The sequence below is a fragment of the Allobosea sp. 10L422 genome (assembly GCF_056395345.1).
This window is the reverse complement of sequence record NZ_JBFTJI010000002.1, coordinates 657,422-671,881: the sequence shown is the minus strand read 5'-3', so window position 1 is coordinate 671,881 and position 14,460 is coordinate 657,422. Positions and strand designations below refer to the sequence as shown.

Below are 14,460 nucleotides of genomic sequence, written 5' to 3'. Positions count from 1 at the left end.
CCGCGCTACGGGAGGCAGAGCACATGTCGCAGCTGACAGTGAAACGGGTTTATGATCCGCCGGCGCCCTGCGACGGCATGCGGATTCTGGTCGACCGGCTGTGGCCGCGCGGCGTCTCGAAGGACAGAATCGATCTCTGGCTCAAGGACATCGCGCCCAGCGATGCCTTGCGGCATGAATTCCACGGCCATCCCGATCGCTGGGATGAGTTTTGCGCAGCCTATGCGGCAGAGCTCGGCACGGCCCCGGCGCAGGCTGCACTTTCCACGCTGGACGAGAAGCTCAAGGAAGGTCCTGTGGCCTTGCTCTACGCCGCCAAAGACGAGCATCACAACAACGCAGAGGCCCTGAGGATCTGGCTGCAGCAACGGCGCAGCTCGACAAAAACCGGCTAGAAGCGCTTCCGTTACGGAGCCTTGAATAGAAGCGGTCGCTGCCGCCTCAGCTGGACCGCCGGGTGTTGCCGCTCAGCTGCGTGAGGACTTCGCTCCTCACTGTTGCCCATGAATTAGGCAGGCCGATCAATTGGCCGCCTCTTCCCCCTCTTCCCGAACGCCAGCGAATGCGCATAGGCTGACCGAAAAGGGGAAGAGGCTGCATGGTCGCATTCGATGAAATGACCGGCTTGGGCACGGAGCTGCGGCCTGCCTACGGAGCTCTCGACCGTTGGCTGAAGGAGGCTCCGCCGGAAACGCTGGCTCTGCGGCGCAGCCAGGCCGAGCTGTTCTTCCGGCGTATCGGCATTACCTTCGCCGTCTACGGCGACGCAGAATCCACCGAACGGCTGATCCCCTTCGATATCATCCCGCGCGTCCTGACCAAGCCGGAATGGACCAAGCTGGAAGCGGGCCTGCGCCAGCGCGTCACCGCGCTCAACATGTTCCTGGCCGATGTCTACGGGCCGAAGGAATGCCTCAAGGCCGGCATCATTCCACCGGATCTGGTCTACCGGAACGCCTGCTACCAGCTTGAAATGGTCGACTTCAAGGTGCCGCACGGCATCTACTGCCATATCGCCGGCATCGATGTTGTGCGCGTCGACGCCGACACCTTCTACGTGCTGGAAGACAATGCGCGCACCCCCTCGGGCGTCTCCTACATGATGGAGAACCGCGAAGTGATGCTCCGGCTCTTCCCAGAGCTCTTCGCCATGCATCGCGTCGCACCGGTCGACAATTATCCGGATCAGTTGCTGGCGACGTTGCGCTCGGTCGCGCCGCGCAGCGCGCCTTCCGACCCGACGATCTGCCTGCTGACGCCTGGCCAGTACAATTCGGCCTTCTACGAGCACTCATTCCTGGCCGACAAGCTCGGCGTCGAGCTGGTCGAGGGCTCGGACCTGCTGGTCAAGGACGACGTGGTCTATATGCGGACCACCCAGGGCCCCAAGCGCGTCGACGTGATCTACCGGCGCATCGACGATGATTTCATCGATCCGCTCGTCTTCCGCAGCGATTCGATCCTCGGCGTGCCAGGCATCATCGGGGCCTACAAGGCCGGCAACGTTACGCTGGCCAACGCGGTCGGCACCGGCGTTGCCGACGACAAGGCGGTCTACAGCTACATGCCGGAGATCGTGAAGTTCTTCACCGGCGAGGAGCCGATCCTGAAGAACGTCCCGACCTTCCGCTGCCGCGAACCCGAAGCCAACGCCTATGTCCTCGACAATCTCGAGAAGCTTGTCGTCAAGGAGGTCAACGGCTCGGGCGGCTACGGCATGCTCGTCGGCCCGCACGCCAACAAGGCGCAGATCGAGGCCTTCCGCCGCAAGCTCAAGGCCCAGCCGGACGGCTTTATCGCCCAGCCGACGCTGGCGCTCTCGACCTGCCCGACCTTCGTCGCCTCGGGCGTGGCGCCGCGCCATGTCGATTTGCGCCCCTATGTGCTCAGCGGCGCCAACGGCATCTCCTGCGTCCCCGGCGGGCTGACCCGCGTCGCGCTCAAGGAAGGCTCGCTCGTCGTCAATTCCAGCCAGGGCGGCGGCACCAAGGACACCTGGGTGCTCGACGCATGACGAACCCCGTCCTTCGCACGGCCATCTCGCTTCCGGAATCGCCTGCCATGCTGCGGAAAGGCTCTCGCTGACCATGCTCTCGCGTACCGCAGACAGCCTCTATTGGGTTTCCCGCTATGTCGAGCGGGCTGAATATCTGGCCCGCATCCTCGACGCCACGACCCGCCTCACCAACCTGCCGTCGACCTATGGCGGCGCCGGCACGGAATGGCAGAGCGCGGTCTTGACGGCCGGCTGCGAGGACACCTTCGCCCGGGCCTATGGCGAAGCGAACGAGCGCAATGTCTGCGACTTCCTGACCTTCAACCCGGACAATCCCTCCTCCATCCGCAACTGCCTCGCCCAGGCACGCTCCAATGCGCGCGCCGTGCGCACGGCGCTGACCTCGGAGATGTGGGACGCGCTCAACGGCGCCTGGCTTGAACTGCAGCGCTTCGAGAAGAAGCGGATGGACCGCGAGGAATTCGCTCGCTTCCTCGACTGGGTGAAGAACGTCTCGCTGGTCTTCGACGGCTCGGCCTACCGCACCATGCTGCGCGACGACAGCTACTGGTTCTCGCGGCTCGGCGTCTATATCGAGCGCGCCGACAACACCGCCCGCATCCTCGATGTGAAGTATCATGTGCTGCTGCCGGCGAACGAGCAGGTCGGCGGCTCGCTCGACTACTTCCAATGGACCACGGTGCTGCGCGAGGTCTCGGCGCTGACGGCCTATCACTGGGTCTATCGCGAGGCGGTGAAGCCGATACTGGTCGCAGACCTGCTCATCCTGAACCGCCGCATGCCGCGATCGCTCGCCGCCTGCTACGAGAACATCTCGCGCTTCCTCGACCATCTCGGCGATGCCTATGGCCGGCAGGGTTCATCCCAGCGCCAGGCGCGCAAGACGCTGGCGGGCCTGAGCAACACCCGCATCGACGATGTCTTCGAGCACGGGCTGCACGAATTCATCGAAGAGTTCATCACGGAGAACAACCGCCTCGGCAACACCATCTTCGAGCAGTATCTGCAATGAAAGCCTTGCTCGTGTTCAGGCTCTCGGCAAGAACGCGGCCGCGGTAACCCGCTCGGATTGGACCATGCGGATCAGGATCTCCCACACGATCAGCTACGACTACGCCGAGCCGGCGCGCCACATAACGCAGATTCTGCGTTTGACGCCGCGCGACCATGACGGCCAGCATGTGATGTCCTGGCGCATCGAGCCGAGCGTCGACGGCCGTTTGCGCGCCACGCAGGATGCGCATGGCAACATCGTCCATAGCTTCTACGCCGAAGGCCCGATCTCCTCGCTCAGCATCCGCATCGATGGGCTGATCGAGACCGTCGATCTGGCCGGCGCGGTCCGCGGCGGTCTCGAACGCGTCCCTTGCGAGGTTTATCGACGCGATACCCTGATGACGGGACACGATGACGCCCTGCGCAGCTTCGCTGACGAGGTGACGGCGGGCGCCGCCACGCCCTTGTCGCAGATGCATGCTCTTATGGCTGCCGTCGGCGATCGGATGAATTGCATCGATGCCAGTGGCCGCAGCGGGGTCGGAGCGATCGCGGCCTTTGTCGCGCAGGAGGCGATCGCGCAGGATGTCGCGCATGTCTTCATGGCCTGCGCCCGGCATCTCGGCATGCCCGCACGCTACGTCTCGGGCTATGTCGCACAAGCCGACGGCCTGCCGCACGGCAACGGTGCGCATGCCTGGGCAGAGGTGCATCTGGACGACTATGGCTGGATCGGTTTCGACTGCGCCAACGGCCTCTGCCCCATCGATACGCATGTTCGCGTGGCCGTGGGGCTCGATTTCGCCGATGCCGCGCCGGTGCGCGGCTCGCGTCAGGGCGGCGAAGGCGAGAATCTCAATGTGCTCGTCAGCGCCCGGGAGGCCGAAGGGCGTTTCGCCAATCAGTGATCGCGCTCGATCCGGCTCTTTATTCTAGCATCGGATTTCTCCGAAAAATGGATTCCACTTTTCGGTCCGATGCTCTGGGAGTGCTGCAGATGCAAGGACATGCCCCGTGACCTACTGCGCCGGAATCCTTGTGCAGGATGGCCTCGTCATGATCGCCGATACCCGCACCAATGCCGGGCTGGACGACATCTCGACCTTCCGTAAGCTCCATGTCTTCTCATGGCCGGGGGACCGCAACTTCGGTCTGATGACCGCCGGCAACCTCTCGATCACCCAGTCGGTGGTGAGCTTCCTGCACGAAGGCCTGCCAAACCCCGAGACCGGCGAGATCGACACCCTGCACAATGCGAGCTCGATGTTCCGTGCCGCGCAACTCGTCGGGCGCTGCATTCGCCATGTCCGCGAGATCGACGGCACGGCCCTCGAGGAAGCGCGAGTCAAGTTCGACATCTCGATGCTGTTCGGTGGCCAGATCAGGGGGCAGCCGATGCGGCTCTTCATGGTTTATGGCGCAGGCAACTTCATCGAATGCGGCGTAGACGCGCCCTTCCTGCAAATCGGCGAACACAAATACGGCAAGCCGATTCTCGACCGCGCCGTGACCTTCAAGACGCATCTCTACGATGCCCTCAAGGTCGGATTGATTTCGATGGATTCGACGATGCGCTCCAATCTCGGCGTCGGTTTGCCGATCGACCTGCTCGTCATGCGGCGGGACGCCGACGATCTCGAACTCAACAGGCGGATCGAGGCCGGAGAGCCCTATTTCCACGATTTGCGCGAGCGCTGGTCCGCCGCATTGCGGGCTGCCCATATGGCGATTCCGCGCCCACCTTACGTTCCATCCGACTCTTGACGCCGTCAGGTGGCAACGGGATATCAATAATTCGGGCTTTAAGTCGTCCGAACGACCTGCCTTGGATAACGAATGCTGCAACCGTTGGCCGCGAAGATGACGAACGCGGGTGCCTCCGCTCGTATGTTCGCGAGCACGGTGGTGACACTCGGCTGCGCGTTCCTGCTCCTGATGGCTGCCGGCATCGGCGTGGTCATCGCGATCACCCGCGAAGCCAATCGCCTCGAGGTGCAGCGTCAGGCCGAACGGATCGAGGCGGCCTTCAACGCCCAGATCAAGGTCAACGAATTGCGCCTGCAGGGCCTGACTACGGCCGGCGAGCTGCCGGATGCGTTGGAAGCGGATGACCCGAAACCTGCGCTCCAGGCCGCCTTCAAACGCCTGCGCAGTCAGTTCGCCGATTTCGACGGGGCTTTTATCGCATCCGCGGGCGGCACCGTGCTGGCCGGCATCGAAACGAACACGCAGCTGGGCCGGGCGGGGACGGAAGGGCCGCGCCATCTCGATCTGTTCCTGCGCAGTGCCAGGGAAGTTCCGCTCTCCATAGGCCAGGGCGAGGACAGCCTTCCGCAGCCCGGAACCTCGCGCTCGGCCATCGTGCGGGACCGCGACGAAACCCTGATGCTGACCGCCGTCAATCTTTCGCGCGCCATACCGCTCGGCACGGCGAATATGCCCGAAGCGCTGCTCCTCATTGCCTACCGGCATATCTCGACAAGCCTTTTGGCCGAGCTGTCCGACCGATATCGCATCGCCGACATCCGATTGATCGCCGCCCAGCCCAGCGACGGACACAACGGGTTGGCATTGCGGGCGCCCGACGGGACGGTTTCCGGTTGGCTGAGCTGGACGCCGACTCGCCCCGGCGACGTCATGCTGCACCGGTTCCTCTGGGCCCTGATCGCAGTGGCGTTGCTGTTTTCGGCGATCTTCATCTTCGTCGTTCAGCGCCTGCGCGCCGCTGCCGGGCAGATCGAACTGCGCGAGCGCCAGATCCAGCGCCTCGCGGGGCAGGACGAGCTCTCGCTCCTGCCGAACCGGCGCAGCTTCGACCTGACTCTGGACCAGACTCTCGCCGATCTGCAGCAGGACGGCCGGACTCTCGCCGTGATGCTGATCGATCTCGATCGCTTCAAGGCGGTCAACGATACCTATGGCCATACGGCGGGCGACGAACTGATCCGTCAGGTCGCCACGCGGCTCGCGAGCTCCGTACAGGCTGAGGACACGGTCGCGCGCATCGGCGGCGACGAGTTCGGCATCATCCAGACGCAGGCCACGCCTGCCCGCTGCACTGCGCTGGCGGAACGCATCCTTACGCGCCTCACCGAACCCTTCATCGTCATGGGCATCGAGGTCACGATTGGCTGCTCCATCGGTATCGCGATGGCTCCGCGCGACGGCAAGGATCGCGAGATGCTGCTGAAGCTGGCAGATACCGCGCTCTACCAGTCCAAGAACAATGGCCGGAATCGTTTCGCCTTCTTCGAAACGCAGATGAACCGATCCCTGCAACTCAAGCGGATGGTCGAGGACGACCTGCGCCGCGCCATCGAGAACGATGAGCTGACGCTGCATTACCAGCCGCAGGTTTCGGTTGATGGCTCCACCATAGTCGGCGTCGAGGCGCTGGTCCGCTGGCCGCACCCGGTGCATGGCATGATCCCGCCATCGGATTTCATCACCATCGCGGAGGAGCGTGGCCTGATCGTGCCGTTGAGCGAGTGGGTGCTGCGGCGTGCCTGCAGCGAAGCCCGGCGCTGGTCGGGCGTTCGGCTCGCGGTCAACGTGTCGCCGATCCAGTTCCGCCACAAGGACTTCGTCGCCAACGTCATCCGCATCATCGAGGAGACGGATTTCGATCCGGCACAGCTGGAGCTCGAGCTCACCGAAGGCGTGCTGATCGAGGATGCCGATGCCGCCGAGACTGCGATGATGGATATTCGCGCGCATGGCGTCGGCCTGGCGCTCGACGATTTCGGCACCGGTTATTCGAGCCTGATCTATTTGCGGCGCTTCGCCTTCGACAAGATCAAGATCGACCGCTCCTTCCTCGAATATATGGAAGCAACCGGCGAATCCGCGATTCTGGTCCACTCCATGGCGCATCTCGGCCGCGCGCTTGGCCTGCGCGTCTGCGCCGAAGGCGTCGAGACCGCCGAGCAGCATCGTTTCCTGCAGGCGATCGGCTGCCACGAGCTGCAGGGCTTCCTGTTCTCGAAGGCCGTGCCCGCCCACGAGATCGATCGGCTGCTGGATCTCAGCAACCCTTTTGCTGAAGTCCTCGTTGCCGCCTGAAATCCGTCTTCAGAACAGCAGCTCGTGGATGCCGCTGAAGATCGCATAGGCGAAACCGGCGCTGAGCAGCAGCCCCGCCGCACCGAAGACCGCCCCGATGATGATCAGGACCCCGTCGCGCTCGACGAGGCCGAGCCCTACCAGACAGACGGCGAGACCGAGCGGTATCTGTCCGATGAAGGGCGCCGCGACGATCAGGCCCAGTGCCAGGACCAGCATCAGAAGCCCGAGTACCGGAACCGCGTAGGGACTGCCCAGCATCGTCAGGCGCGGCTTCGAAAAGCGTTCGAGCCGAACCAACGCCGGCAGCGCCCGCTCGACCGCACGATTGAGCTCTGGCTTGCCGATGCTGCGGGTAAGCAGAGCCTGCGGCAGCCAGGGCATCCGCCGGCCCATCAGCATCTGAAGGGCAATGAAGGCGAGGACCAGGCCGCAAACCAAGGGGATCGGCGGCGGCATCGGCAGGCAGTTCGGCAGGCCGAGTAGCACGACGAGCAGGGCGTAGGCCCGGTCCTGGAGTGCGGCGACGATCGTACCGACCGCGATCCGGTCCCCCGGCAGTCCGGCGAGCGCCGTCAGAAGTCCGGAGGTGCGCAGGGAAGATGACAAAGGAACAAAGGCCGTGCCGAAGCGGAAGCGCCCGCCTAGCACGGCCGGCAGCCGCCCAACAAGCACGCCGCACGCAGGCGTTCAATGCCGGACGCTCAAGCCCCCTATAGGGACGGACCGAAAAGCGGAACCGGAAATCCGGAGAAATTCGACGCTCGCACAAAGGGATAGGCTGCCACCGCGCCTGCGGTGGGACGCGCAGCGATCTAGCGCAGCCGCCTCAGTGCAGCGTCAGCACGCCGTTCAGGTTGCGGATTTCGGCTGGCCGGATCAGTCGTGAATGCGCAACGGTGACCGAATGAAGCGGCCCATCGAGCTCACGCCGCCAGAAGGCGAGAAAATCGTGAAGCACCGGAAAGCGCGGCGCGAGGTCGTATTGCTGCCAGATATAGGTCTGCAATACGTGAAGATGATCCGGCATCCGGTAGAGAATCGTCGCCGTTGTCAGTCCGTAGCCTTCCAGCTGCTTGATGAAGTCTGCAGAGACCATCGTCACCTCCTGTCCCGAAACGGAATGAAAGCTTAGCCGGATACGTCGAGGCTGCTCCCCGTTGGTTAACAAAAGCTTGCAATTCTACTGCCAAACTGCTGCTATCCAAACTGATATCGTGGGTCGGCGCCCGCAATATCGCGTCGTTGGGGGGCGTGCGTGGCGTGTGGCTCGAGTAAGGCCAAGCGGGCCGCGCTGGTGCTTGTCCTGACAACCGTTCCTCTTGACCTGCATGCGGAGGAGGAGGATCCCGACCAGCGTTCACCCACATCGACGGTGATATTCGGCTCGATGGAGGCAGGGCCGACAAAAACCTTCGCCTCGGTCGGCATGAAGCGTGCCCTTGGCGGCGCGCTTGCCGGAAGCGGTTTCAGACTATTCCTCAAGGCCGGCACCTCACAGGAGCAAACGCGGCGCCAGCCACCGAATGGCACCACCTACAAGGCCGAGTCATTGGCGATGTTGGGTTACGAATGGCGCATCGGCAGCAGCTTTTTCGCGCTGTATGCCGGCTCCGACTTTGAAAGCGAGCAGCGCATCGAAGCCTTCGGCCCATCGTTGATCACGACGCGCTATGGGGCGCGGCTCCAGGCCGATCTTTGGGCGATACCTGCCGATGGCATGATGCTCCAGGCCAATGCCTATGCGTCCTCGGTCGATCATCGCCTCTGGGCACGCCTCGCGCCCGGTTGGCGAGTGCCGGCGGGGTTCTATGTCGGCCCTGAGGCAGAAGCCTATCGCGCGTCCGATTACCGCAAGTTGCGGCTCGGACTCCATCTTACGGGACTGCGTCTCCTCGGCCTGGAATGGCGCCTCTCCGGCGGCTGGCAGAGAACAAGCGACCGCCCATCGGAGGCCTATGGCACGTTGGGGCTGCACTGGTTGCGCTAGAGCGGGCGCAGCATCCACCAGCCGCACAAGCATGGAATGCTCCCGATTCAGCCTTGCAACGCCCGCAAGGCCTCCGGCGTATCGACGTCGATGGCGATGGCCGGATCTTCGAATCCGACCTCGACCACGCGCTCGCCGGCCTCGTCGAGCAGTCGCCGCGCCCCACGATCGCCCGTGAGCAGCGATACTGCCGGAAAGACCTCCCGCGCCAGCAGCACCGGGTTGCCGCGCTGCCCGAACAGCGTCGGCACGACGGCGAGCGCCTCCGGCCGCGCGCCATGCGCCTCGATCAGCCGTTCGATCACCTTCGGGGTCACGTTCGGCATGTCGCCGAGCGAAATCACCGCGCCCTGGACCTCGACAGGCAGGGCGGCGACGCCAGCCTTCAAAGTACTCGCCATGCCCGAGGCATAGTCGGGGTTGTGCACGATCCGGACAGGCAAATCCGCAAGGGCGGCCGCGACGGCATCCTGCTCGTGACCGGTGACGACCAGGACCGGCGACAGGCCGGCTTCGATTTGCGACTCCACCGCGTGACGCAGGATCGGCTTGCCATGCAGCGGCTGGAGCAGCTTGTTGCGCGCGCCCATGCGCGTCGACTGCCCGGCAGCGAGAACGATGCCGGCGATCGGGCCGCCTTCCTCATGGCCCGGCGCGCGCGGCTGTGGCCGCGAGACGATCTCCATCAGCAACCCGCCGACGCCCATGCGCTGAACGTCCGAACGCCCGACCCGGATCCCCGCGAGGCTGCGCTGCAGCACCCAGTCGAAGCTGTTTTCCTTTGGCGAGCGTGCACAACCCGGCGCCCCGATCACCGGCTTGCCTGCGAGCCTGCCGAGCATCAGCAGATTGCCGGGATCGACCGGCATGCCGAGATGTTCGACCTCCCCGCCGGCTTCCACCAGCGCCTGTGGAATGACGTCGCGCCGGTCGGTAATGGCCGAGGCACCGAACACCACGATGATGTCGGCCTTTCCCTTCGCCTGCTCGACAAGCGCAGCGGCGAGCGGCTGCGGCTCATGCGGAACACGCTTGTCGGCCGCCAGCACGGCCTGCGCCGGAGCCAGACGTTCCTCCATGATCCGCAGGGTCTTGTCGACGACGCTTGGCTTGAGGCCCGGCAGCAGGGTCGAGATCACCGCCACCCGCGACGGACGATAGGGTGCGATCGCGATGGCCGGCCCGGCACCGAGCGCCGCCAGCGCCTCCTCCATCTGCGTCTCGGCAACCGCGTAGGGAATGATCTTCACCGTCGCGACGAGCTCACCTGCCACGACTGCTTTGAGCGCCGGCAGCGTCGCAACCGTGATCGCCTCGTCCACAGCATTGAACGCATCGATGGCGGCGACATCGATCTTGAGAACGCCGGCCGTGGCCGCGAACATGTTGACCCGGCCGGTAAAAGGCAGTTCGGCGGCGATGGCCTCGCCGGTCATCCTTGCGGCCAGGCGCTCGGCCGCCGCGTTCTCGCCGATATCGCCCGGCTCCAGCCGGACTGCGACAATCTCCTGGACACCGGCCTCGCGAAGCCGCGCCGCCAGCTCCGTCGTGATCGTGGCCCCCTTCTTCACGGTCGCTCCGCCGGCGCGAATCGTATGCGCCGCGATGCAGCCGGCGGCATCGGCAATAGCGACAGGCCCGAATCTCATCTGCTGCGCCTCTCAGGCCGGCTTGCGGCGCGGGCCGCGCAAGGTCGAGACGATCTCCGCCAGGATCGCAAGCGCGATCTCCGCCGGCGAGACCGCTCCGATGTCGAGCCCGATCGGCGCGTGGATGCGCTCGATGGTTGCCGCATCGAAACCAGCCGCAGTCAGCCGCTCGACGCGCTTGCCATGGGTCTTCCGGCTGCCGAGCGCGCCAACATAGAAGCAGTCCGAGCGCAGCGCCGCCTCCAGCCCGGGATCGTCGATCTTCGGGTCATGGGTCAGGGCGACGAAGGCGGTGTAGCTGTCGAGGCCGATCCGGCCGATGGCCTCGTCCGGCCATTCCGCCAGCAATTCGGTCTCTGGAAAGCGCTCGGGCGTCGCGAAGGCCGTGCGGGGGTCGACGATGACGAGGTCGAGCTCGAGCGTCCTGGCCATCGGCGCCATCGCCTGCGAGATATGGACGGCGCCGGTCACCACGATTCGCGGATGCGGAGCCTGCACGGTCAGGAAGTACTGCGCGCCCTCGACCTCGACCATGCCGCTCTTGCCCATGCGCAGCTGCCGTTCCAGCAGCTCGGCCAGCGGGTCCCCGGAAACCGCTGCGTGCTTGACGAGCCGCTGCGTACCGCCAGCGATGTCGGTCACGAGCACGGTGGCGCGGCGTGCCTGGCGCTCGGCATTGAGCGCCGCGAGAATGGAGAGATCCACGGTCTCAGCCCCTGTCCACCGCGAGCTTCAGCCCGAGCCCGATCATCAGCGAGCCGCCGATCCAGCGCCCGAAAGCGAACCCCGCCCTGGTCTTCTTCATCGCGCCCACGACCAAGGAAGCGCCGAAGACCGTGACGAGATCGGCCGAGGAGAAGGCGAAATTGACGATCATGCCGAGGATCAGGAACTGCGCCCAGACCGGGAGCGGGGCGGCCGGATCAACGAACTGCGGCAGAAGCGCGATGAAGAACAGCGCAACCTTCGGGTTCAGGATCTCGACGATGAAGGAATCGAGCAGCGCGCGCTTCACCGTTTTCGGCGGCGCGACAGGCTGATCGGGCGCGCCCAGGCGCGAGCGGATCATGCCGATGCCGATCCAGACCAGATAGATCGCACCGGCGATCTTCACTGCCATGAACAGTTCCGGCACATGCTTGAACACGGCCGACAGGCCGAAGGCAGCGGCAAAGACGTGGACATAACAGCCGAGATGGATGCCGAGCATCGCCATCAGGCCGGCCTTGCGGCCATGGCTGATCGTCTGGGCGGCGGTATAGAGCAGCGCCGGCCCCGGAAAATAGGCGACGAGGATCGTCACCGTCGCGAAGGCGATCAGCGTTTCCCAGGAGGCCATCTCAGTTCACCTTTTCGACATAGACCTTGATGCGGCCGCCGCAGGAGAGGCCGACCTTCCAGGCCGCCTCGTCGGCGACGCCGAATTCCAGCATGCGCGCCTTGCCGTCGGCGATCACGTCGGCAGCCTCGGCCACTACCGCGCCTTCGACACAGCCGCCCGAGACCGATCCGAGGAAATTGCCCTCGCCGTCGATGACGAGATGCGAGCCGACCGGGCGCGGCGCCGAGCCCCAGGTCTCGACCACCGTGGCGATCGCCACATGCCGGCCACCGCGACTCCACTCCTCGGCAGCGCGCAGGATATCGGTGTCGGTGCTGATCATCGCCGGGCCTTTCGCGAATGACGCGGAAACGGGTTCGATCTTATGCGCCAATGCCACACTTGCGTCGAGCGGGCGGGGCAAAGCCGTTATGCGGTGCCTTTATATGTGCTAGCGCTCGGCTGAATTCAAACGCTCGAAGGCGAGGAAGCAATGCCCTTAACGGGCCAAGACGGTGTCGTCCTGCTGCACGGAATCCTGCGCCGCGCAGCCTCAATGCAGAAGCTCCAACAGGCGCTCGCGGCCGAGGGTTATCGCGTTCTCAATCTCGACTATCCCTCGCGCGAGCAGGACCTTGCGCAGATCGTCGACGGGCTGTCGGCCCCGATCACCGCCTTTGAGGCGGAGCTGACACGAAATCTCCACTTCGTCACTCATTCCATGGGTGGGCTCGTTGCCCGCGCCTATCTCAACCGCTGCCGCCCGAAGCGCCTCGGGCGCGTCGTCATGCTCGCGCCGCCGAACGAAGGCAGCGAGATCGCCGATCTGCTACGCCGGAACTGGCTCTACCGCAGCGCCTTCGGCCCGGCCGGCGGCCAGCTTGCGACGCAGCGCAGCGAGGAGCTGTGCCATCTGCTCGGCGAGGTCGACTATCCTCTCGGCGTCATCGCCGGCGACCGCTCGCTTTATGTCTTTGCGTCACTGGTCCTGCCCGGCCCCAATGACGGACGCGTCTCGGTCGAGCGGACTCGCGTCGCCGGCATGAGTGACCACATCGTCCTGCCAACGAGCCATCCGCTGATCATGCGCGACCCGGAAGCCATGGCCCAGACCATCCACTTCCTGCGCCATGGTCGGTTCAGGCGATGAGCTTTGGCATCTGCGCCCGTTTCAACCACAGGCGCGGATCGTTCTCGCGCCCGACGTCCCGCGACAGCGCCGCACAAAGATCCGCCATGGCAGCGAGATTATGGATCGGCCGGAACGAATCGACATGCGGCAGCATCGCCCGGATGCCGCTCGCCCGCGCCGCGAAGGCATCGTAGCGCAGCAGCGGGTTGAGCCAGACCAACTGCCGGCAGGAGCGATGCAGCCTGTCCATCTCGAAGGCGAGGCTGTCGTCGAGATGGCGCTCGAGCCCGTCGGTGAAGAGCAGCACCACCGCCCCGCCTGCCAGCACGCGCCGCGACCAGACGCGGTTGAACTCGTGCAGTGCCGCGGAGATGCGGGTGCCGCCCTCCCAATCCGGCGCCGCCTTGCCGGCAAGCGCCAGCGCCTCGTCCGGATCGCGTGCCTTCAGCATCCGGGTGACGTTGGTCAACCGCGTACCAAAGACGAAGGAATGCACGCGCCGGCGCTTTTCGGTCAGCGCATGCAGAAAATGCAGGAAAATCCGCGAATACTCCGCCATCGAGCCGGAGATATCGACCAGCGCAACGATCGGCGGATGCATCTCGCGCCGCTCCCGGAAGGCGAGATCGATCGAGCCCCCGCCTCCCCGGAGCGACTGCCGGAGCGTCCGCCGCAGGTCGATCGTCCGTCCATGTGCCAGGGGCCTGAACCGCCGCATCGGCACGCTGTCATCCGGCAGCCTCAGTTCGGCGATGAGTTGCTTGGCGCGCGCGATTTCCGCCGCGGTCATCTGCGCGAAGTCGCGCGCCTTCAGCATCTCGCGATCCGAGACCGTCAACCGCGCCGTCAGCTCCGTCAGCTCGACCGGCGCCTCGTCCTCCCGCGCCGGCGGCGCGAAAGCCTCGGCCACGCGCAACGCCCCCGCCTCGGTCTTTTCCGGCTGGCTGTTGGCACCGGGCGACACCGGCGACATCTGCGCCATGATCTTCTCGATCAGATTGCGCCGGCGCCAGAACAGCCGGAACGCCTGATCGTAGACCGGACTGTCCTCATGCTTCTTCACGAAGATCGCGTGCAGCGCCCAGTAGACGTCAGGGCGGTCGCCCAGCGCACCATCGCCCAAGGCCTCGACCGCCTCGACCACCGCCCCGGACCCGACCGGCAGCCCGGCCGCACGCAAGGCACGCGCGAAATAGGCGACGTTCTCGGAAAGCTTGCCGGTCATCGCTGCCCGCCTGGCCTCCCGCAGCCCTCATCTTGAGGAGCCGCGGCACGCGGCGTCTCGAAGGATGA

At 65.1% G+C, this 14,460-nt stretch carries 15 protein-coding genes; 8 read left to right on the top strand and 7 right to left on the bottom strand.

Features of this window, described 5'->3' with window-relative positions; translation table 11 throughout:
• Nucleotides 1-23: 23 nt before the first annotated feature.
• The 6 genes from AC1DEZ_RS07610 to AC1DEZ_RS07585 all read left to right on the top strand — a co-directional run bounded on the left by AC1DEZ_RS07610 (nucleotide 24) and on the right by AC1DEZ_RS07585 (nucleotide 7,075).
• Nucleotides 24-395: a DUF488 domain-containing protein gene (locus AC1DEZ_RS07610; RefSeq protein ID WP_476779248.1), complete on the top strand. Its 372-nt coding sequence runs from the start codon at nucleotides 24-26 to the stop codon at nucleotides 393-395.
• A gap of 203 nt (nucleotides 396-598) precedes the next feature.
• Nucleotides 599-2,014 (top strand): circularly permuted type 2 ATP-grasp protein, encoded by a 1,416-nt coding sequence (locus tag AC1DEZ_RS07605; RefSeq protein WP_441512961.1) that lies wholly within the window; start codon nucleotides 599-601, stop codon nucleotides 2,012-2,014.
• Between the two features lie 73 nt (nucleotides 2,015-2,087).
• Nucleotides 2,088-3,029, top strand: coding sequence for an alpha-E domain-containing protein (locus AC1DEZ_RS07600; RefSeq protein ID WP_476779247.1), 942 nt, complete (start codon nucleotides 2,088-2,090; stop codon nucleotides 3,027-3,029).
• Between the two features lie 64 nt (nucleotides 3,030-3,093).
• A complete protein-coding gene (locus AC1DEZ_RS07595; protein WP_476779246.1) occupies nucleotides 3,094-3,921 on the top strand; it encodes a transglutaminase family protein in 828 nt (275 codons plus the stop codon).
• Between the two features lie 106 nt (nucleotides 3,922-4,027).
• Nucleotides 4,028-4,777 (top strand): proteasome-type protease, encoded by a 750-nt coding sequence (locus tag AC1DEZ_RS07590; protein WP_476779245.1) that lies wholly within the window; start codon nucleotides 4,028-4,030, stop codon nucleotides 4,775-4,777.
• Nucleotides 4,778-4,900: 123 nt separating this feature from the next.
• Nucleotides 4,901-7,075 carry a putative bifunctional diguanylate cyclase/phosphodiesterase gene (locus AC1DEZ_RS07585; RefSeq protein WP_476779244.1) on the top strand — a complete coding sequence of 725 codons (2,175 nt, stop codon included), beginning with the start codon at nucleotides 4,901-4,903 and terminating at the stop codon, nucleotides 7,073-7,075.
• A 9-nt stretch (nucleotides 7,076-7,084) separates the two neighbouring features.
• Here AC1DEZ_RS07585 and AC1DEZ_RS07580 read toward each other — a convergent pair whose 3' ends face one another.
• A complete protein-coding gene (locus tag AC1DEZ_RS07580) occupies nucleotides 7,085-7,684 on the bottom strand; it encodes an exopolysaccharide biosynthesis protein (RefSeq protein WP_441512966.1) in 600 nt (199 codons plus the stop codon).
• A 220-nt stretch (nucleotides 7,685-7,904) separates the two neighbouring features.
• The gene (locus tag AC1DEZ_RS07575) at nucleotides 7,905-8,174 is read right to left on the bottom strand and encodes an usg protein (RefSeq protein WP_441513086.1); all 270 of its coding nucleotides are present in this window, start codon (nucleotides 8,172-8,174) and stop codon (nucleotides 7,905-7,907) included.
• Nucleotides 8,175-8,372: 198 nt separating this feature from the next.
• Between AC1DEZ_RS07575 and bcsS the strand changes: the two genes are divergently transcribed.
• The gene (bcsS, locus tag AC1DEZ_RS07570; protein ID WP_476779243.1) at nucleotides 8,373-9,065 is read left to right on the top strand and encodes a cellulose biosynthesis protein BcsS; all 693 of its coding nucleotides are present in this window, start codon (nucleotides 8,373-8,375) and stop codon (nucleotides 9,063-9,065) included.
• Between the two features lie 47 nt (nucleotides 9,066-9,112).
• Here the strand turns inward: bcsS and AC1DEZ_RS07565 are convergent, their stop codons facing one another.
• Genes AC1DEZ_RS07565 through AC1DEZ_RS07550 form a run of 4 tightly spaced genes read right to left on the bottom strand, consistent with a single transcriptional unit; the run spans nucleotide 9,113 to nucleotide 12,378 of the window.
• Nucleotides 9,113-10,714 carry an NTP transferase domain-containing protein gene (locus AC1DEZ_RS07565; protein ID WP_476779242.1) on the bottom strand — a complete coding sequence of 534 codons (1,602 nt, stop codon included), beginning with the start codon at nucleotides 10,712-10,714 and terminating at the stop codon, nucleotides 9,113-9,115.
• Between the two features lie 12 nt (nucleotides 10,715-10,726).
• Nucleotides 10,727-11,419, bottom strand: a complete 693-nt coding sequence (locus AC1DEZ_RS07560; protein WP_476779241.1) for an XdhC family protein — start codon at nucleotides 11,417-11,419, stop codon at nucleotides 10,727-10,729.
• A 4-nt stretch (nucleotides 11,420-11,423) separates the two neighbouring features.
• Nucleotides 11,424-12,053 (bottom strand): LysE family translocator, encoded by a 630-nt coding sequence (locus AC1DEZ_RS07555; protein ID WP_476779240.1) that lies wholly within the window; start codon nucleotides 12,051-12,053, stop codon nucleotides 11,424-11,426.
• A 1-nt stretch (nucleotide 12,054) separates the two neighbouring features.
• The gene (locus AC1DEZ_RS07550) at nucleotides 12,055-12,378 is read right to left on the bottom strand and encodes an XdhC family protein (protein ID WP_441471672.1); all 324 of its coding nucleotides are present in this window, start codon (nucleotides 12,376-12,378) and stop codon (nucleotides 12,055-12,057) included.
• A 150-nt stretch (nucleotides 12,379-12,528) separates the two neighbouring features.
• On the opposite strand from AC1DEZ_RS07550, the gene AC1DEZ_RS07545 reads away from it, so the two are divergent.
• Nucleotides 12,529-13,185 (top strand): alpha/beta hydrolase, encoded by a 657-nt coding sequence (locus AC1DEZ_RS07545; RefSeq protein WP_476779239.1) that lies wholly within the window; start codon nucleotides 12,529-12,531, stop codon nucleotides 13,183-13,185.
• Here the strand turns inward: AC1DEZ_RS07545 and AC1DEZ_RS07540 are convergent.
• Nucleotides 13,175-14,392 carry a vWA domain-containing protein gene (locus tag AC1DEZ_RS07540; protein ID WP_476779238.1) on the bottom strand — a complete coding sequence of 406 codons (1,218 nt, stop codon included), beginning with the start codon at nucleotides 14,390-14,392 and terminating at the stop codon, nucleotides 13,175-13,177. The genes AC1DEZ_RS07545 and AC1DEZ_RS07540 overlap by 11 nt on opposite strands.
• Nucleotides 14,393-14,460: the final 68 nt, after the last annotated feature.